Annotated in this window: 17 protein-coding genes; 9 read left to right on the top strand and 8 right to left on the bottom strand. The window is 72.0% G+C overall.

The genetic code is table 11. The features are described from left to right. Window positions 1-85 precede the first annotated feature (85 nt). Both ACFJGV_RS07450 and ACFJGV_RS07445 read left to right on the top strand, forming a co-directional pair. Window positions 86-1048: a Ku protein gene (locus ACFJGV_RS07450; protein WP_378148002.1), complete on the top strand. Its 963-nt coding sequence runs from the start codon at window positions 86-88 to the stop codon at window positions 1046-1048. 202 nt (window positions 1049-1250) lie between these two features. Then, window positions 1251-2297 carry a malate dehydrogenase gene (locus ACFJGV_RS07445; RefSeq protein WP_378148000.1) on the top strand — a complete coding sequence of 349 codons (1047 nt, stop codon included), beginning with the start codon at window positions 1251-1253 and terminating at the stop codon, window positions 2295-2297. Window positions 2298-2400: 103 nt separating this feature from the next. Here ACFJGV_RS07445 and ACFJGV_RS07440 read toward each other — a convergent pair whose 3' ends face one another. Next, complete coding sequence (locus ACFJGV_RS07440) at window positions 2401-3729, bottom strand: alpha/beta hydrolase (protein WP_378147999.1); 1329 nt, start codon at window positions 3727-3729, stop codon at window positions 2401-2403. 158 nt (window positions 3730-3887) lie between these two features. On the opposite strand from ACFJGV_RS07440, the gene ACFJGV_RS07435 reads away from it, so the two are divergent. Further along, complete coding sequence (locus ACFJGV_RS07435; RefSeq protein WP_378147998.1) at window positions 3888-5273, top strand: glycine--tRNA ligase; 1386 nt, start codon at window positions 3888-3890, stop codon at window positions 5271-5273. A 101-nt stretch (window positions 5274-5374) separates the two neighbouring features. On the opposite strand, the gene ACFJGV_RS07430 is transcribed toward ACFJGV_RS07435, so the two are convergent. Continuing rightward, window positions 5375-6319, bottom strand: coding sequence for an aldo/keto reductase (locus ACFJGV_RS07430; RefSeq protein WP_378147997.1), 945 nt, complete (start codon window positions 6317-6319; stop codon window positions 5375-5377). Between the two features lie 66 nt (window positions 6320-6385). Here ACFJGV_RS07430 and ACFJGV_RS07425 point away from each other — a divergent pair, with 66 nt between their 5' ends. Next, window positions 6386-7132, top strand: a complete 747-nt coding sequence (locus ACFJGV_RS07425) for a TipAS antibiotic-recognition domain-containing protein (protein WP_378147996.1) — start codon at window positions 6386-6388, stop codon at window positions 7130-7132. Between the two features lie 175 nt (window positions 7133-7307). Here the strand turns inward: ACFJGV_RS07425 and ACFJGV_RS07420 are convergent, their stop codons facing one another. Next, the gene (locus tag ACFJGV_RS07420) at window positions 7308-7835 is read right to left on the bottom strand and encodes a GNAT family N-acetyltransferase (protein ID WP_378147995.1); all 528 of its coding nucleotides are present in this window, start codon (window positions 7833-7835) and stop codon (window positions 7308-7310) included. Between the two features lie 112 nt (window positions 7836-7947). Between ACFJGV_RS07420 and ACFJGV_RS07415 the strand changes: the two genes are divergently transcribed. Continuing rightward, the gene (locus tag ACFJGV_RS07415; RefSeq protein WP_378147994.1) at window positions 7948-8544 is read left to right on the top strand and encodes an HhH-GPD-type base excision DNA repair protein; all 597 of its coding nucleotides are present in this window, start codon (window positions 7948-7950) and stop codon (window positions 8542-8544) included. A gap of 146 nt (window positions 8545-8690) precedes the next feature. Here the strand turns inward: ACFJGV_RS07415 and ACFJGV_RS07410 are convergent, their stop codons facing one another. Further along, window positions 8691-9557, bottom strand: a complete 867-nt coding sequence (locus ACFJGV_RS07410) for an LLM class F420-dependent oxidoreductase (RefSeq protein WP_378147993.1) — start codon at window positions 9555-9557, stop codon at window positions 8691-8693. A gap of 63 nt (window positions 9558-9620) precedes the next feature. On the opposite strand from ACFJGV_RS07410, the gene ACFJGV_RS07405 reads away from it, so the two are divergent. Both ACFJGV_RS07405 and ACFJGV_RS07400 read left to right on the top strand, forming a co-directional pair. Continuing rightward, window positions 9621-10475, top strand: a complete 855-nt coding sequence (locus ACFJGV_RS07405) for a DUF6578 domain-containing protein (RefSeq protein ID WP_378147991.1) — start codon at window positions 9621-9623, stop codon at window positions 10473-10475. A gap of 47 nt (window positions 10476-10522) precedes the next feature. Next, window positions 10523-13144: an HAD-IC family P-type ATPase gene (locus ACFJGV_RS07400; RefSeq protein WP_378147989.1), complete on the top strand. Its 2622-nt coding sequence runs from the start codon at window positions 10523-10525 to the stop codon at window positions 13142-13144. Window positions 13145-13343: 199 nt separating this feature from the next. On the opposite strand, the gene ACFJGV_RS07395 is transcribed toward ACFJGV_RS07400, so the two are convergent. Next, window positions 13344-13991 carry a helix-turn-helix domain-containing protein gene (locus tag ACFJGV_RS07395; protein ID WP_378147988.1) on the bottom strand — a complete coding sequence of 216 codons (648 nt, stop codon included), beginning with the start codon at window positions 13989-13991 and terminating at the stop codon, window positions 13344-13346. A 35-nt stretch (window positions 13992-14026) separates the two neighbouring features. Here ACFJGV_RS07395 and ACFJGV_RS07390 point away from each other — a divergent pair, with 35 nt between their 5' ends. Then, window positions 14027-14959, top strand: coding sequence for an NAD(P)/FAD-dependent oxidoreductase (locus ACFJGV_RS07390; RefSeq protein ID WP_378147987.1), 933 nt, complete (start codon window positions 14027-14029; stop codon window positions 14957-14959). 137 nt (window positions 14960-15096) lie between these two features. On the opposite strand, the gene ACFJGV_RS07385 is transcribed toward ACFJGV_RS07390, so the two are convergent. Beyond that, a complete protein-coding gene (locus ACFJGV_RS07385) occupies window positions 15097-15606 on the bottom strand; it encodes a hypothetical protein (RefSeq protein ID WP_378147986.1) in 510 nt (169 codons plus the stop codon). 120 nt (window positions 15607-15726) lie between these two features. Between ACFJGV_RS07385 and ACFJGV_RS07380 the strand changes: the two genes are divergently transcribed. Continuing rightward, a complete protein-coding gene (locus tag ACFJGV_RS07380; RefSeq protein ID WP_378147985.1) occupies window positions 15727-16542 on the top strand; it encodes a M23 family metallopeptidase in 816 nt (271 codons plus the stop codon). 79 nt (window positions 16543-16621) lie between these two features. Here the strand turns inward: ACFJGV_RS07380 and ACFJGV_RS07375 are convergent, their stop codons facing one another. Together ACFJGV_RS07375 and ACFJGV_RS07370 are read right to left on the bottom strand one after the other, a co-directional pair. Then, window positions 16622-17995 carry an MFS transporter gene (locus ACFJGV_RS07375; RefSeq protein ID WP_378147983.1) on the bottom strand — a complete coding sequence of 458 codons (1374 nt, stop codon included), beginning with the start codon at window positions 17993-17995 and terminating at the stop codon, window positions 16622-16624. A 135-nt stretch (window positions 17996-18130) separates the two neighbouring features. Continuing rightward, entirely contained in the window at window positions 18131-18904 is a 774-nt protein-coding gene (locus tag ACFJGV_RS07370) for a maleylpyruvate isomerase N-terminal domain-containing protein (protein ID WP_378147982.1), read from the bottom strand. Window positions 18905-18939: the final 35 nt, after the last annotated feature.

The following is an 18939-nucleotide window of genomic DNA, read 5'->3' as shown; positions in this document are numbered from 1 at the left end:
GCTCCATATTCGCGCGTCCCTCCCGCGACGACCAGGGGGCTCGGACCCCGTGGCGGGACGGGGCCGGTGCGCGGTTGAATGGGACATGCGATCCATCTGGAAGGGCGCCATCACGTTCGGGCTGGTCAACGTGCCCGTGAAGCTCTACTCCGCCACCGAGGACCACGACGTCTCGCTGCACCAGGTGCACGACGAGGACGGCGGGCGCATCCGGTACCAGCGGGTCTGCGAGATCGACGGCGAGGTCGTGGAGTACCAGCACATCGTCAAGGCCTACGACGACGGCGACCGCACGGTCATCCTCACGAAGGACGACATCGCGTCGTTGCCCGAGGAGAAGAGCCGCGAGATCGAGGTCGTCGAGTTCGTGCCGAGCGACCAGGTCGACCCGATCATGTTCGAGAAGTCGTACTACCTCGAGCCCGACTCCTCGTCGCCGAAGGCGTACGCGCTGCTGCGCAAGACGCTCGAGACCACCGACCGCACCGCGATCGTGCAGTTCGCTCTGCGGCAGAAGACGCGTCTCGGCGCACTGCGCGTGGTCGACGACGTGCTCGTGCTGCAGGGGCTGCTGTGGGCCGACGAGATCCGCGAGGCGAACTTCCCCGCACTCGACGAGACCACCCGCGTGTCCAGCCGTGAGCTCGACATGGCGATGTCTCTCGTCGACCAGTTCTCGAGCGACTTCGAGCCCGAGAAGTTCACCGACGAGTACCAGGAGCAGCTGCGCACCCTCATCGAGGCGAAGCTCGACCAGGGCGACTCCGTCGACACCGACGAGACCTTCGGGCGTGTCGGCGACGAGGACGAGGGCGGCGAGGTGCTCGACCTGATGGAGGCGCTGCGCCGCTCGGTCGACAAGAGCCGCGGGGCGAAGGGCGGCGAGAAGTCCGCGCCTGCGAAGAAGGCTCCGGCGAAGTCGGCGACGGCGAAGAAGGCGCCCGCGAAGGCGACGACGGCGAAGAAGCCGGCCGCCGCCAAGTCCGCCTCCTCCGGTTCATCCCCAGCGAAGAAGCCCGCCGCGCGCAAGAGCTCGAAGGCCTCCTGAGCCGCGTCACCGTGCTCCCCTGAGCGAGGTCACCGTCGAAAGGTACGCTCACAGCCCGCGCGGCCCGAATACGGGCATCTGTGAGCCGTGAGCGTGCCTTTCGACGGTCACGGAATCCGCAGCCGCGATCTCGACGGCGTCCGCAGCGGCCGAACGCTGCATCCACGGCCACCGGCCTCCTCCCCGGGAGGAGGATGGGGGCATGAGCGCGCCATTCTCGACCCCGCACCCGTCCGCATCCGTCACCGAGAGCACCCGGGCGGCGCATCCGCCCGTGACCGTGACGGTGACCGGAGCGGGCGGGCAGATCGGATACGCGCTGCTGTTCCGCATCGCGGCGGGCGACATGCTGGGCCCGAGCACGCCGGTGCGGCTGAGGCTGCTCGAGATCCCGCAGGGCCTCGCCTCGGCCGAGGGGGCGGCGCTCGAGCTGCAGGACGGCGCGTTCCCGCTGCTCGAGAGCCTCGAGGTGACCGACTCGTCCGAGCGCGCCTTCGACGGCACGAACGTCGCGCTCCTTGTCGGGTCGCGCCCGCGCACCGCGGGGATGGAGCGGGCCGACCTCCTCGCGGCCAACGGCGGCATCTTCGGGCCGCAGGGTGCGGCGCTGAACGCGCACGCCGCCGACGACGTCCGGGTGCTCGTCGTGGGCAACCCCGCCAACACCAACGCGCTCATCGCGCAGCAGAACGCGCCCGACATCCCGGCCGAGCGGTTCACAGCGCTGACCCGCCTCGACCACAACCGCGCGCTCGCGCAGCTGGCCGCGAAGCTCGAGGTACCGGTGTCGACCGTGCGCGACGTCACGATCTGGGGCAACCACTCGACCACCCAGTATCCGGATGTGTTCCACGCGCTCGCCCAGGAGCGTCCCATTCGCGAACTGGTCGACGAGGCCTGGCTCGCGGAGGAGTTCATCCCGAGGGTGGCGAAGCGCGGCGCCGAGATCATCGACGCTCGCGGCTCGTCATCGGCGGCGAGCGCGGCCTCCGCCGCGATCGACCACGTGCGCGACTGGGTGCACGGCACGCGGAACGGATGGACGAGCGTCGCGCTGCCGTCCACGGGCGCCTACGGCGTGCCCGAGGGGCTGGTCAGCTCGTTCCCGGCGCACTCGATCGACGGGCGCTGGGTCGTCGTGGAGGGCCTCGAGGTGAACGCGTTCTCCCGCCGCCGCATCGACCTCTCCGTCGACGAGCTCCTCGAGGAGCGCGCCGCCGTCGCCGCCCGAGGTCTCCTCCCTTCCTGACCCGCGCCCGTCCGCCCTCTCGCGCGGGCCTTTGTCCAGGTTTCCGTCGTCTTTCGGCGATTTCGCGACGGAAACCTGGACAAACCCGGGCACCCCGCGCGGGCTACTCGGGCGCGGGGAGGGCGGGGTCGGCGGGGGAGAGGCCCCAGACGGGGAAGAGCACGTCGAACGCCTCCGCGAAGCCGAACTGGATGGTCGCCGCCTCGTGGCCCGTGCCGGGGGAGACGAAGCGGTACGCGGTCATCCCCGCCGCCTCCGCCGCCTCGTAGATCTCCTGCGACGCGCGCACGTAGCGTCCGTCGAACTGCCCGACGGTGAAGATCGCGATCTTCGACGACGGGTACGTCCGCGAGTCGAGGATGGTCAGCGGCAGCTGCGCCCGGTAGGCGTCGGCGTCGCCGCCGAAGCCCTCGTCGATGGTGTCCTGCTCGCTGCCGAGCGAGGGTCCGAGCTCGCCGGAGATGTCGATCACCGAACCCCAGACGTCCGGATGCAGCGCGCCGAAGCGGATCGCGCATCCGCCGCCGTTCGAGAACCCGGCGATCGACCATGCCGCCGGTCCCGGCATCACGTTGAAGGTCGAGCGGATGAACGAGACCACGTCGTCGTTCACGTACGTCGCCGCGTTGCCCTGGTACCCGTCGATGCAGAGCGGGTTGTTGGAGCCGTCCCCTCCGAGCTGGTCGACCGAGACCACGATGGGGGCGAGTCCGTCGGTCTGCTCGGTGAACTCGTCGAGCACCTGGCCCACGTCGTCGACGGCGGGGGATCCGGGCTGCCCGCCCATGTAGACCACGACCGGCAGCGCGGGCGCGTTCGCCACCTGCGCCGCCGGAGGGAGGTACACGACCGCATCGCGTGCGTCGAAGTCGGAGGCGGGTGTCGGGATCTCTACAGTGCCGACGAGCGCCTCGTCGGGCATGTCGGCGGGCGGCGTCCACGAGTCGACGAGCGGGCCGTCGGGATTCGTGGAGTGCGGCGGGAGGGCGGAGAGGTCGAGCGCGGGGAGGGTCTCGATGTCGAGGAAGTCGCCGAGGGTCTTGTCGATGCCGAAGTCGGCGTTGATCCCGATGGCCGTGGTGAGCGCGAAGACGGGGACGGCGATGAGCGACACGATCCGGCGCCAGCCGTGCGACACCACAGCCGAGGCGACGGCCGCGGACATCGTCGCGAAGACGGCAGCGATCCAGATGCGCGTCTCGACGCTCATCGGGGTGTTGAACACGTCGAGCACGTTCTGCACCAGCACGGTGAGCAGCACACCGCACACCGCGCCGGCGCCGAACGCGATCGCGACCGGCCGCACCCAGCGCACCGCCGGACGCCGGACGACGATCGCGAGGAGGAACACCACCGCCACCGCGTACACGGCGATGAGAACCGGCCCGTCGACGATGCGGATGTCGAGGACCCGCGCCCAGAAGCCCGTCATCCGCGGGCTCGAGACCGGGGCCGCCTCGTCACCGATCCGGAGCGGTGCGCGTCCGACGGCGTCGCGGGTAGGAGGCTCACGAAGGACATTCTGCCCTTCACTAGACTTGACCTCGATCTCGCGCGTGCAGCCGGCCGCGCGACAACCACGGAGAGTTCATGGCCGCCGCATCCCGTCTCGATTCCGTCACCGCCCTCGCCAAGCGCCGGGGCTTCGTGTTCCCGACCGGTGAGATCTACGGAGGCACACGCAGCGCGTGGGACTACGGCCCCCTGGGTGTGGAGCTCAAGGAGAACATCAAGCGCCAGTGGTGGAAGTTCATGGTGCAGCAGCGCGACAACGTCGTGGGCCTCGACTCCGCCGTGATCCTGCCCCGCCAGGTGTGGGAGGCCTCGGGTCACGTCGAGGTGTTCACCGACCCGCTCGTCGAGTCGCTCCACACCCACAAGCGCTACCGCGCCGACCACCTGCTCGAGGCGTACGAGGAGAAGCACGGCCACCCGCCGGAGAACGGGCTCGCCGACATCCGCGACCCCGACACCGGGCAGCCCGGCGCCTGGACCGAGCCGCGCAACTTCTCGGGTCTCATGAAGACGTACCTCGGCGCCCTCGACGACGAGTCGGGCATGGCCTACCTCCGCCCCGAGACCGCCCAGGGCATCTTCGTCGACTTCAACGCCGTGTTGAACTCCTCGCGCCAGAAGCCGCCCTTCGGCATCGGCCAGATCGGCAAGAGCTTCCGCAACGAGATCACGCCGGGCAACTTCATCTTCCGCACCCGCGAGTTCGAGCAGATGGAGATGGAGTTCTTCGTCAAGCCCGGCACCGACGAGGAGTGGCACCAGTACTGGATCGACCAGCGCTACCAGTGGTACGTCGACCTCGGCATCGACCCCGAGAACCTGCGCCTCTTCGAGCACCCGAAGGAGAAGCTGTCGCACTACTCGAAGCGGACGGTCGACATCGAGTACCGCTTCGGATTCCAGGGCTCGGCGTTCGGCGAGCTCGAGGGTGTGGCCAACCGCACCGACTTCGACCTGTCGACGCACTCCAAGGCGTCCGGAACCGACCTCTCGTACTTCGACCAGGCCACCGGCGAGCGCTACACGCCGTACGTGATCGAGCCCGCCGCGGGCCTCACCCGCTCGCTGATGGCGTTCCTCGTGGATGCGTTCCACGAGGACGAGGCGCCCAACACCAAGGGCGGCGTCGACAAGCGGACCGTGCTGCGCCTCGACCCGCGCCTCGCGCCGGTGAAGGCCGCGGTGCTGCCGCTGTCGCGCAACGAGGCGCTCTCGCCCGTCGCCCGCGAGCTGGCCGCGAGCCTGCGTCGCAACTGGAACGTCGACTTCGACGACGCCGGTGCGATCGGGCGCCGGTACCGCCGACAGGACGAGATCGGCACGCCCTTCTGCATCACGATCGACTTCGACACCCTCGAGGACCGCGCCGCCACCGTACGCTCGCGCGACACGATGAGCCAGGAGCGCGTCTCACTCGATCAGCTCGAGGGGTACCTCGCCACGCGTCTCCTCGGCGCGTAGGGGCGGATGCGGCGGGTTCCGCCCGTTCTCCCGTGCGTCGAGCCGCTCACGGCGGCGTCGGCGCGGAGAGCGGGCGGAACCCGCGCGGCCCCGGCATCGACCTAAGGGCGCGGCCAGGCGGAGACGGCGTCGAGTCGCTCGACCTCGGCGGGGGTGAGCGTCAGCGAGCCCGCGGCGAGGAGCGCGGGCAGCTGCCCCCGCGTTCGCGCGCTCGCGATCGGCGCGGCCACGGCGGGCTTGGCCGCCAGCCACGCGAGCGCGACGGAAGCCGCGGCGACGCCGTGGTCGCGGCCGATGTCCTCCAGCGCATCCACGATCTCGAGCCCCTGCGGTGAGACGTACGCCGTGGCCGCCGACTGCCGCGTGCCGGGGTGATCGTCCTTCGTGCGGTACTTGCCGGTGAGGAACCCGCTGGCGAGGGCGTAGTACGGCAGGATCGACAGCCCTTCCTCGAGGGCGAGCGGGACCAGGTGGTCCTCGACGTCGTTCCGGTGGACGAGGTTGTAGTGGTCCTGGAGCGCCACCGGGCGGTCATAGCCGTTCGCGTCCGCGATCGCCAGCCACTCGCGCACCGAGTCGGCGGAGAAGTTCGACAGTCCCACGTAGCGCACCTTCCCCGCCCGCACGAGCCGGTCGAACGCCGCCACCGACTCCTCGAGAGGCGTCGCCGGATCCTCCGCGTGCGCGTAGTAGAGGTCGATCCGGTCGGTGCGCAGGCGGGCGAGCGACGCATCCGCCGCGGCGGCGATGTTCGCCGCAGACAGTCCGGGAAACGCCGGATGCTTCGACACCTTGGTCGCCACGACGGTCGTAGCCCGCCTGCCGCGGGTCTGCATCCATTCGCCGATGATCGTCTCGGACTCGCCGCCGGAGTTGCCGGGCTTCCGCCACATGTAGCTGTCGGCGGTGTCGATGTGGTCGCCGCCGCCCTCCGCGAACGCGTCGAGCACGGCGAGCGACTCCTCCCGGTCGGCCGTCCAGCCGAACACGTTGCCGCCGAGGGCGAGAGGGAAGACGTCGAGGTCGCTGGATCCGATCTGCACCATGCTGTCGACGCTACTCGTGAAGTCCTGCTTGACCTTGACGCGGCGTCAACTCCTACCGTGGTGGACATGGAGAGATCGATCCAGGACGTCGCCCGCCTGACCGGCACGACGAGTCGCACGCTGCGGCACTACGACAGCGTCGGACTCGTCGCGCCCAGCCGGATCGCCGCGAACGGATACCGCTACTACGACGAACATGCGCTCGTGCGTCTGCAGCGGGTGCTGCTGCTGCGACAGCTCGGGCTCGGGCTGCCCGCGATCGGCGAGGTGCTCGACGGCGAGACGGATGCGGTGGCCGCCCTGCGCGGGCACCTGGCCCGTCTGCAGGACGAGGCGGATCGGATCGGGCGGCAGCAGCGCAGCGTCGAGCGCACGATCGACGCGGTGGAGAGAGGAGAGGAGATCATGGCCGAGACGATGTTCGACGGCTTCGACCACACGCAGCACCGGGCGGAGGTGGAGGAGCGCTGGGGTGCCGACGCCTACGCGGCAGGCGACCGCTGGTGGCGCACGAAGTCGCCCGCGGAGCGCGCCGAGTGGCAAGCCGCCCTCGCCCGTCTGAGCGCCGACTGGCGGCGGGCCGCTGCCCGCGGGATCGACCCCGCCGGGGAGGAGGCGCAGCAGCTCGCGCGTCGCCACGCGGAATGGCTCGCCGGCGTGCCGGCGACGCCGCGCGGAGACGACCTCGCGGGGTACCTGAGGGGGCTCGGGGAGATGTACGTCGCCGACGAGCGCTTCGGCGCGAACTACGGGGGCGCGGCGGGCGGCGCCTTCGTCCGCGACGCGCTCGCGGCGTATGCGGATCGGCTGTGAGCCGGCGGCGGCGCGGCTGCGCTGCATGTGTGCGGCGCAGCGGGCGGCGGGCGGCGAGCGGCGAGAAACGCAGGGGCTGAGGCTCCACGTCCCGTAATCATGGACGAGAAGCCTCAGCCCCTGCATTTTCTTCGCTACGAGTGTGCCGCGCGGCGGCGACGGGCGTGGGGCTGGGTCAGCGCAGGGGCTTGAGCATCTCCACCTCGAGCCCGCCCGCGGCGAGCGGGTAGGGGAAGGTGTGCCCCGTCTCGACCCAGCCGCGCTTGCGGTAGGCGGCGCGGGCGCGGTCGTTGCGCTCGTGCACGTCGAGCATGAGCACGTCGCCGCGCTCGGCCGCCCAGCGCTCGATCTGGGCGAGCACCGCATCCGTGACCCCGCCCGACCCGCGGAACCCCGGCGCGACGTACACGCCGAGCAGGTACGGGCGCCTCATCCCGAGCGGGATCTTCGACGTCATCGACGCCACCCACCGCCCGCCGTCCGTGATCGCCACGGCGGTGATGGCCTCGGGCGACGAGCCCTCGCGGGCGCGGTCGCGCCAGTCGCGCTCGCGGCGGCCACGGGCGTGTTCGGCGGTCTCGAGGTAGGCGAGCGGCGTGTCGTCGAGCATCTCGAGGCGCAGGGCGCGCACCTCGGGCCAGTCGTCCTCCACCGTGCGCCGCACCACGAAGCCGTCGTGCTCGGCGAGGATCTCGGGCTCCATGCCGCCGACCCTACGCGAGCCGCGCGCGCCCCGCGCGCCTCGACCACCCCCGCGCGCCTCGACCACCCCCGCGCGCTTCGACCGCCGCCGGACTGCATGCGACCATGGACGCATGACGCCCGCGCTCCACATCACCGACGACGAGGCCGCCGACAGGCTGCTCTCGAGCGACCCGCTCGCCCTGCTCATCGGGATGCTTCTCGACCAGCAGGTCGCGATGGAGACCGCCTTCGCCGGGCCGCTGAAGATCAGCGAGCGGATGCGCGCCGACGGCCTGGGCGCGTTCGACGCGCCCGCGATCGCCGCCGCCCCGCCGGAGGAGTTCGCCGCCCTCTTCGCGCAGACCCCCGCCGTGCACCGGTTCCCCGGCTCGATGGCCGGGCGGGTGCAGGCGCTGTGCCAGGCGATCGTGGACGACTGGGGTGGCGACGCCTCCGCGATCTGGACCGAGGGTGACCCCGACGGCGCCGCACTCCTCAAGCGCCTGAAGACGCTGCCCGGGTTCGGGGACCAGAAGGCCCGCATCTTCGTGGCCCTGCTGGGCAAGCAGTACGGGGTGACGCCGTCCGGGTGGCGTGAGGCGGCTGGCGCCTACGGCGAGGAGGGGTCGTACCGCTCGGTGGCCGACATCGTCGACCCGCCGTCGCTAGCGAAGGTGCGCGAGACGAAGCGCGCCGCGAAGGCGGCGGCGAAGGCTGCCTCCGCCTGAGCTTCCCCTGCCGCTCGGGCGCGTCCCGCGGCGACCGCCGCGGAAGGTGGCCGCGAAAAGGTCGCCTCAGAGCGAACATGCCCCGTATATCGCGCCATGTCGTCTCTCAGGCGACCTTCTGACGGCCACCGACCGATTCGCGGCCGCTACAGGGCGGCGAGTCGGGGCACGAGAGGCTCGAGCGCGCCCACCCAGGACACGGGGTCGCCGCCTTGCGGCGCCACCTCCACGACCTCGATGCCGAGCGCCGCGTACGCCTCCATCGCCCGCAGGAACGCGTCCGGATCGGTGGCGGGGTCGCCCGGGCCCATCACCGACTTCGTGATCGCGTCGTAGTCGGTGCCGAGGTCGTCGCAGTGGCGGCGTAGAACGTCGAGCTTCCGCGCGACCTCCTCGGGAGCGGACGCGAACAGGTTGCACGCATCCGCGTACTGGGCGACGAGGCGCAGCGTCTTCTTCTCGCCGCCCCCGCCGATGAGGATGGGCGGATGCGGCCGCTGCACCGACTGCGGCACGTTGATGGTCTCGGCGAGCGAGTAGTGCGCGCCGGTGTAGGGACCCTCGTCGTCGCTCCACATCTGCAGGCAGATCTTCAACGTCTCCTCGAGCATCTCGAAGCGCTGCGCGATCGGCGGATACGGGACGCCCAGCGCGAGGTGCTCGCGCTCGTACCAGGCTGCGCCGATGCCGAGCATCGCCCGCCCCTGCGACAGCACGTCGAGGGTGGTCACGATCTTCGCCAGCAGGCCGGGGTACCGGTAGGTGACGCCCGTGACCATGAGCGAGAGCTTCATCCGCTCGGTCACGCCGGCCAGGAACCCGAGAGAGGTGTACCCCTCGAGCATCGGGTCGTGCGCCGTGCGGAACTGCTCCATCTGGAAGTAGTGGTCCATCATGGTGAACCACTCCGCGCCGATCCCCTCCGCCACGCGGGCGGTGTCGGCGAGCACGGGCGCGACCTGCTCCGCCGGGGTGTCGAGGGTGAAGTTCATGAAGTGGATGCCGAGTTTCACGATCCCATCACACACCTTCGACCGCGCTCGAACGCAAGGGTCCTTCGCGAGTAGCGTGAGCGCGTGATCGTGGATGTCGTCGTGGACGGGTGGGAGCAGGCCTGTTGCGGCCAGCCCTTCGGGGTGGGGCGACCAGTGACGTGGACGGTGTTCGCGCGCGACCTCCCCGCTGCCTCGCGGCGGCGCTTCCTCGAGAGCCATCACGGGCTCGACCTCCCCGGCCCGAGCGGCGAGATCGTCGGTGTGGTGAGGGAGATCGTGGAGGTCCGGGCGGCGGTGGTGGACCTCCCCGGCACGCGGACACGCACGCACTCGCGGGACACGACGCAGAACCGGCGCACCCGAGTGGACGAGGTCACGCGCGATGCCGATGTGGAGGAGTACCTGATCGCCCTGGAGGTCGACGACACCGTGGACCTTCCGGCGCACTACTTGGATGACACGGGCCAGAGAGTCGCCGCGGCCGCGGAAGCGGAGGCCCGCGACGTCGAGGAGTGGATCCGGAGTCCGCGAGGGCGGGAGACGACGGCCCTGCTCGGTTCGCTTCGAGAGCGGTACGGCGATGTCGTGGAGATCAGCGAGGGGTGCGGAGGCGCTGCTGTCACCATCCAGCCCCTTCGGCCCGACGCATGTGACCTCCTCTGGCAGGTCCATTCGGAGACGATCACCGTGACGGCCGGTTCGGGGCGGTTCACGCTGGAGGACGTCGACGAGCTCGCCGAGTTCGCGGACGCGGTCGCGTCGGGCCGGGTCCGCGAGGAGAGGCGGGACGGTGGTGCGGCCACCGTGGTGACGCCCGCCTCGGGTCCGGAATGGGTCGATTCCATCCCATCTCCGGGCGATGGGTGGGTGCTGATGGCCACCAGCGAAGCGCGCCGACTCGATGCCGAACCGCGTGGGTACTCCGCCTGGCGCTAGCACGGCAGGGTCGATCGCTAAGCTCGTCGCAGCGGACGGGAGGCGCCATGGGCACGGTCGGGCAGGGCGACGCGCGCGACGGCGCCGCGGCGGGAGGGAACGCCGGACCGCAGGCCGCGTACCTCGAGCCCACCGAGGCGCCCACAAGTGCCGACCCCCGGACAGAGATACCGGAGCGCGACGGGCCGCTCGACCTCGCGGGCCTCTCCGCGGCCGACGTCGCCGAGCGCATCGCGGCGGGGGAGACGAACGCCTTCGTGGCCGACTCGAGCCGGAGCGTGTGGAGCATCGTCCGCGCCAACGTCTTCACGCTGTTCAACGCGATCATCGCGGGCTGCTTCCTCGTGCTGCTGTTCGTGGGCCGCTGGCAGGATGCGCTCTTCGGCTTCAGCGCGATCGCCAACGCCCTCATCGGGTCGATCCAGGAGTACCGCGCCAAGCTCGCGCTCGACCGGCTGGCGCTCCTCAACGCGGTCGACGCGCGCGTGCGCCGCGACGGAGCCGAGGTCGAGGTGCCCACGCAGGACGTCGTGAAGGGCGACCTCCTCGTCCTCCGCGCCGGCGATCAGGTGCCCGCCGACAGCGTCGTGGTGCTCTCGAACGGCCTCCAGCTCGACGAGTCGATGCTGACCGGCGAGTCGGATGCGATCGACAAGACCCCGGGCACGGAGGTGCTCTCGGGGTCCGTCGTCGTCGCCGGCGAGGGGTACGCCCGCGCCGACAGGCTCGGCGCCGACAGCTTCGCCAACCGGTTCGCCGACGAGGCGAAGCGCTTCTCGCTGGTCGCGTCCGAGCTCCGCACGTCGATCAACCGCGTGCTGCGCTGGGTGTCGTGGATCATCGGGCCCGTCGCCCTCCTCGTGCTCAACTCGCAGGTGATCGCCGCGGGCGGATGGGACAGGGCCTTCCAGGACGAGTCCTGGCGCCAGGCCGTGGTCGGCACGATCGCGGCGCTGGTGGCGATGATCCCGCTCGGACTCGTGCTCATGACGAGCATCGCGTTCGCGGTCGGGGCGGTGAAGCTGGCACGGCAGAAGGTGCTCGTGCAGGAGCTGCCCGCGGTCGAGGGCCTCGCCCGCATCGACATCATCTGCCTCGACAAGACCGGCACGCTCACCGAGGGCGACATCGTGTTCGACGACGCGCATCCGATCGCCGTCGCGGATGCGCCGGGGTGGGATGCGGTGCTCGGCTGGTGGGGCGTGCAGCCCGACTCGAACGCGACCGCGAAGTGCCTCGCCGCGCGGTTCACCGCGGCGCCCGGCACCGAGCCCGTGGGGCGGACCTCCTTCTCCTCAGCGCGCAAGTGGAGCGCGGTGAGCTTCGGCGGCGGATCCGGGGCGGCGGGGACGTGGGTGCTCGGCGGGCCCGAGATGGTGTTCCCCGAGAGCGCGGCGATCCCCGCGGCCGGTGGCGTCCCCGCACCCGGTCCTGCCGACAGCGCGCACGCCGGTGCCGACCTGCTCGAGACCGCGGCGGCGCTCGCGGCGAGCGGACGCCGCACCCTCGTGCTCGCTCACACGCCGCACGGAGCAGGCGGCGAGCTCGATGCCTCCGAGGCGCTGCCCGCCGACCTCGTCCCGGTGTCGCTGCTCACCTTCCGCGAGAGCGTGCGTCCGGATGCGCGCGAGACCCTCGCGTACTTCGCCTCGCAGGGCGTCGACGTCCGGGTGATCTCGGGCGACAACCCGCAGACCGTGGCGGCGATCGCGCGCGAGGTCGGGCTCGACGCGCCGCACGGCGTCGACGCCCGGCAGCTGCCCGACGACGAGGACGAGCTCATCGATCTCCTCCGCGACGAGGTGGTCTTCGGCCGCGTGACGCCCGAGCAGAAGAAGCGCATCGTGCTCGCTCTGAAGGCGGCCGGGCGCACCGTCGCGATGACGGGCGACGGCGTGAACGACGCGCTCGCGATCAAGGAGGCCGACATCGGCATCGCGATGAACTCGGGCTCGCCGGCGACGAAGGCCGTGGCGCGGCTCATCCTGCTCGACGGCCGCTTCTCGCACCTGCCCGGAGTCGTCGCCGAGGGTCGGCAGGTGATCGCGAACATCGAGCGCGTCTCGATGCTGTTCCTCACGAAGACCGCCTACGCCACCGGACTCGCGGTGGTGTTCGGCGCGATGCTGATGCAGTTCCCGTTCCTGCCGAGGCAGCTCTCGATCATCGACGGGCTCACGATCGGCCTGCCCGCGTTCTTCCTCGCGCTCCTGCCGAACGCGCAGCGCTACTCGCCCGGGTTCCTCCGGCGGTCGCTGTCGTTCGCGATCCCCGCCGGCGTGGTCGTCACGATCGCGCTCGCGTTCTACTCGCGGATGGCGACGAGCCTCGGCATCCCCCAGGAGGAGCTCCGCACGGGCACCACGCTGGTGCTCACCATCATCGGGCTCTGGATCCTCGTAGTGCTATCCCGCCCCATCACCCTGTTCAAGACGTTCATCGTCGGGGCGATGATGATCGGCCTGATCCTGGTGTACTCGATCCCGATCGTGAGCGACTTCCTGCAGCTGACCGACCCCGGGCCCGACACCGCCGTGCTCGTCATCGTCACGACGGCCGCGTCGATCGGCGCGATCGAGGTCGTCCGCGCGATCCACCGTCGCTTCCTGCGCTCGCTCGAGGTGGCGCGGCAGCGCGACGCGCGCGCCGCGCGCTCTCGCGCCCGCTGAGCCGCGCCGCCGGGGTCGTGGGGGGGCCGGTGCTCGTCGCTTCAACACCGAATGGGCTCAACCGCGCGAGATAACGGGGGACTCGGGCCGATTCGGTGTCGAGGTGACGGCGATCGCTCATCACACGTCGCGAGAGAGGGCCGACCTCGCCGAATACGCGGGGGCTTTCGCGTACTCCGTGACGAACGTCGAGGGGCGATCAGCGTGGGGAGGTGCTCGCGCGGAGGTGGAAGCGCTCGCCGGCGGTGCTGAAGAGGTTGATGATCTCCGCCGTGCCCGGCCCGGGGTTGAGCACCGCGTGGGGCACCCTGGTGTCGAACTCGGCGGCCTCGCCGGGCTCGAGCGTCACGTCCTGGTCGCCGAGCAGAACCCGGATGCGGCCCGAGAGCACGTAGATCCAGTCCCACCCCTCGTGGGTCGACTGCGTCGGCACGTAGTCGGGGTGCACCGGGGGCAGCACCTCCTTGTAGGCCTGCAGCGGGCCGGAGCGCCGCGAGAGTGGCATGAACGTCTTGTCGCCCACCGCGAACGATCGCCCGCGTACGCGGGGATCGGTGGCGCGCGACCGGGTGATGAGATCATCGAGGGGGACGCCGAGCGCCTCCGCGATGGCGACCACCATCTCGAGCGTGAGCTTGCGCTTGCCGCCCTCGAGGCGCGACAGGGTGCTGACCGAGATGCCGCTCCGCTCCGAGAGGTCGGCGAGCGTGAGCGATTGCTGCTGGCGGGCGAGGCGGATCCGCTCCCCGGCCCCGGCCGGGTCGACCGAGGAGGTCTGCGTGGCGTGTGCGGGGTGGTCGCGGCGCCACTTCTCGTCCGCAGTGGATTGCTGTCCCGGCAAGCTCATTTGCCCGAGCGTACACCTGCTCTCAGGCTGGGTCCATGGAACAGGACCAGTGGGATGTCATCGTCATCGGCGGCGGATCGGCCGGCCTCAGCGCCGCGCTCGTGTTGAGCAGGGCCCGGCGCCGCGTGCTCGTGATCGACGCCGCAGAGCCGCGCAACCGCTTCGCCGGCCACATGCACGGGGTGCTCGGCCGCGACGGGTGGTCGCCGCTCGAGCTCGTGCGCGTGGGGCGCGAGGAGGTCGCCGGGTACGGCGCCGAGATCGTGGAGGGGCGGGTCACCGCGGTGTCGGCGGCGGGCGACGGCTTCGAGGTGGTGACGGATGCGGTGGCCGGCGGGCGCGCATCCGCTCGTCGTCTCGTGGTCGCGACCGGGCTGCGCGACGAGCTGCCCGGGGTGCCGGGGCTGCAGGAGCACTGGGGCGAGGGTGCGGTCGCGTGCCCGTACTGCGACGGGTGGGAGTCGCGGGACCGGCGCCTGGGTGTCATCCCGACGGGGGAGATGAGTGCGCACTATGCGCAGATGATCCGTCACTGGTCGGCCGACATCACGCTGTTCACCGGGATGCTCGGTGACGCGGCGCCCGCGGGGGAGGACCTGAGGCTGCTCACCGCGCGGGGCGTGCGGATCGAGCCGCGGGGCATCGGCCGCGTGGTGGGAGAGCGGGGCGCGCTGCAGGGTGTCGAGCTCGACGACGGGACGCTCGTGGAGGTCGACCGCCTGTTCGTGAAGGGGTCGCTCGCCGCGGGGTCGACCTTCGTCGCCGATCTGGGGGCCGAGATGGTCGAGATGCAGGGCGTGCCCGTCCCCGTGCGGGATGCGACCGGGCGCACGAGCGTGCCGGGCCTGTGGGCGATCGGCAACGCCGCGAACCCCGCTGCGCTGGTGCCCATCGCGATCGGGGAGGGGGTCGCCGCCGCCACGGCGGTGAACGCGGACCTCATCTTCACGGACCTCGCGGCGCTCTGACCCTCGCGTCCCGGACGGGCGCGGACGACCGTCGAAAGGTACCGTCAGAGGCGAGATGAGCCCGTATGGGCGTCGTGCGAGCTCTGACGGTACCTTTCGACGGCCACCGTCCGCGCCCGAGCGGAAGAGGCCGCCGCTCAGGCGCCCGGACGGCGGAAGAACCGGGCGGCGCGGCCGAACCAGAGCACGGCGATCACGACGGCCACGAGGACGGCGTCGATGATCGCACCCAGGTCGATCGCGTCGGAGCCGACGACGATGAGCACGTCCCACACGATGTTCAGGGCGAGGATGACGGTGAGGATGATCCGCGCCACCCGGTCGGCGCGCGAGATCAGCGACGCGAGCGCGAGGGTGAAGAACCCGAACAGGATCGTGATCGCGCCGCCGAGCGTGACGCCGAAGGCGAGGCCCTCGGACTGGATGTCGGCGTCGTAGCGGAGCAGGATGAACACGATCCCGAACAGCAGCGTGAGCACCCCGACGGCATAGGTGAGCACCACCACGACCGTGACCTCGACGGGCCGATGCCGCCGCCCGTCGGCGGGCGTCAGCGCGGATCCGAGCGTCTGGGCGGATCCGGCCACGGCGATGGCGTCCTCGCCGCGCTCCGCGGGCCTGTCGGTGCTCGCCCCCGCCTGCGTCATGTCCTCACTGTAGCGGCCGCGCCGGGACAGAGGCGGAGTGGGTGGCGGCGTGCATATGCGCCTCCTGTGGATCCCCGGCGCAGTGGTGCCGCGCCGCGCACCCGCGGGCAGGGTGGAGGCATGGGGACCTGGGCAGCGAGGGTGCGGATGCCGCTCCAGTACGCGGGCCTGGTGCTCGGGGTGGCGGGTGCGGTGATCACGCTGATCGACGTGCTGCTGCTCGAGCGCGGCCTGGACGTGCCGGTGGGAGCGCTTCTGGTCGGCGCGGGCGTGGCGTTCTGGGCGATCGCGTTCGCGCTCGTCGTGGCGGCGCCGGCGGTGAAGGCGGAGCCCCTCGAGGTCGCCGCGCCCGTGGCGGGTACCTGGCTGGCCGTGAACTCCCCGACGACCAAGGTGCCGAGCCACGGGACCCACGGATACGGTCAGTCGTACGCCGTCGACCTCGTCTACGCGCCCGAGGGCGTCGAGCGCCCCGAGTTCGGCAAGGCGGGTGGCGCGTTCCTGCCGCCGGAGCGGTTCCCCGCGTTCGGGCAGCCCGTGCTCGCGCCGGCCGACGCGGAGGTCGTGCGGGTGACCGACCGCATCCGGGATCACCGGAGCCGGTCGTCGTGGCTGGGGTTCGCGTGGTTCTTCGTCGAGTCGGTCCCGCGCGAGCTGCGTGGGCTCAAGGGCGTGCTGGGCAACCACGTCGTGCTGCGGCTGCCCGACGGCACGCACTTCGTGCTGGCGCACCTCCGGCAGGGCAGTGCGCGTGTCGCGGTCGGCGATCACGTGCGCGCGGGCCAGGCGGTGGCGGAGTGCGGCAACACGGGCAACTCGACTGAGCCCCACCTGCACTGCCAGCGACAGGATGTGGCGAACACCTTCGTCGCTGCAGGCCTGCCCTGGACGGTGCCCGGAGGCATCCCGCCCTCGAACGAGTCCCGCGGGTTCTGACGCGGCACCGTGCCTCCGCGCCACCTGATCCGTCACTTTCGGCTAGTCGGAGGGGCCCGCACTAGCCGAAAGTGACGGATCAGCGTCCGGGCGGGGTGAGGGCGCGGCGGCCCGCCTGGGCCGCGCCCAGGATCCCGACCGCCGCGCTGACCACGACTGCGACTGTCACGCCGAGCCCCGCGGGCAGCAGCTGGACGAGGAACCCGGACGCGAGCGTCCCCGCCGCGATCCCCACCGCGAAGGCGCTCACCACCCACGCGTTCGCCTCCGTGCGGTGGCGCTCGCTCACCGTGAGCGGCGTCTGCATGAAGACCTGCGTCAGCAGCGGCGGCAGCAGCAGTCCCGCCGCGAAGGCGAGGGCCAGCCACGCGCCGGCGGGCAGCATCCAGGCCGCGAGTGGCAGGTAGAGCACCGCGAGTCCGAGCGCGAGGGGGCGGATGAGGGCTGCCGCGGCTGCGCGAGGCGGGAACCGTCCGAAGAGGAGCGCGCCGGTCAGCGCTCCTCCGGCGTTGACCGCGATCGCCCAGGAGCTGAGGTCGGCGGGCCCGGCGAGGGCGGCGTACTCGGTCGCCACGATGGTGAGCGCGCCGACCGGGACCGCGACGGCGGCCATCGTGATCACGATGCGGCGGAACGGCGCCGACGTCAGCGGGGAGCCGTGGCTCCGCGGAGCCGCCGCATCCGCCGTGGGCGCCGCCGCCGCCCTGGGCGCTGCCGCCGCGGGCGCGCCTGCTGCGTCGCCCGAGGTAGCCGCCGCATCGGCCGTGGGCGCGGCTGCCGCCGTGGGCGCTGCCGCCGCGGGCGCGCCTGCTGCGTCGCCCGCGGCAGCCGCCGCATCCGCCCCCGCAGAAGGAGCGGTCGGCACCGGAACGGCGCGCTCCACGCGCCGCAGGCGCGGGTGCGCGGCGAACGCGAGTCCGCCCACGAGGCCGATCCCGCCCATGAGGAGCACGTTGCCCTGCACCCCGGCGAGCGCGATCCCCGCGACGGTGGCGAGCGGGCCCACGATGAACCCCACCTCCTGGGCGGCGGCGTCGAGCGCGAACGCGGACGTGAGCCGTCGCTCCTCCACCAGCGAGGGCCACAGCGCGCGCAGCGCGGGCTCGATGGGCGGTGTGAAGAAGCCCGCCGCGGCGACGGCGACGAGCCCCACCGCGGGAACCTGCACCGCCGCCCACGCCGTGCCCGCGTACCCGACGGTCGCGAGCAGCGTGGAGCCGACGAGCACCGCTCGGCGCCGTCCGCTCCGGTCGATCGCGCGGCTGAGCAGCGGCTGGCCGACCATCCCCGCGATCACGTACGTCGCGCCGACGACGGCCGCGTATCCGTACTCGCCGCCCTGACCCGCCACGAGCCGCACCAGCGCGAGCGCCGCCATCGCCGAGGCCAGCCTCCCGATCACGGACGTCGTGAGGAGGTAGGGCACCCCGCGGGTGCGCAGCACGGCGAACATCCGCTCCACGCTACCGCCCGCTGCGCGCCGCCCGTGACGGGCGGATGCGCGATCGAGTGCTCAGGATGCGCGCCATCCACCCGCGATGCAGCTGAGAGTGAGCGGTCGACGTCGGCGAGGGGCGACGGGAGGGGCTCAGGGCGTGAGCGCGGCCGAGACCACGCGGGAGGCGGCGGCGAGGTCGCCCGTGATCGTCAGCCCGGGGGAATCGAGGGGGATGCGCTTCCACAGCGCGAGCAGCACCGCCGCGGGCGGCCCCGCGAGCACCGCATCCGGCGCTTCCGATGCCACCGCGTGGGAGCGAGAGTCGAGGTGGGGGTCGCCCGTCCCGTCCCCGCCGATCACCAGCGACACGGGCCCTGCGATCACCCCGAGCGAGTCCTGGAGCGGCGCGAGCCGGCCCAGGCGCACCTGGCGCGGGAAGAACATCCGCACGATCTCGTCGATCCCATCGGCCGCCGAGTCGTCGGCGAGGGCGAGCGCCGCCGCAGCGGCCGGATCTGCGCCCTGCGACTCGAGCGCATCCCAGAGGTGAAGCGCGGTCTCGTGGTGCTGGCGCCGCGCCCAGAAGGCGGCGGTGGCGGGCGGCGCCATCGTCCAGGCGGGTGCGTCCCAGCCGTCGCGGGCGTCGATGGAGCGCAGGGCGGCGAGCAGGGCATCCGCCCCCTCGTCGAACCAGGCGAGCATGGGCTCGCGCTCCGTCGGGCCGGGTTCCTTCACGTCGAGGCCGCGTCGCTCGACGAGCCCGGTGCGCGCGAAGCGGTAGATCGAGCCGACGTGCGCGCCGAGGTCGGCGAGCGTCCATCCGGGGCAGCCCGAGACGGGCGCGGCGAGGTCGCCGTCGGCGAGCACCTCGCGCAGGCGGGGGACGCCCTCGGTGAGGGCATCGAGGTGGGTGTGCGGGTCCACGGCGTCCGGCCTTCCTGAAGTGGCGGCGACTGCGT

It is taken from the genome of Cnuibacter sp. UC19_7, assembly GCF_042699995.1.
In the GTDB taxonomy this organism is placed as follows: Bacteria; Actinomycetota; Actinomycetes; order Actinomycetales; family Microbacteriaceae; genus Cnuibacter.
This window is presented reverse-complemented; position numbering and strand designations above follow the sequence as displayed.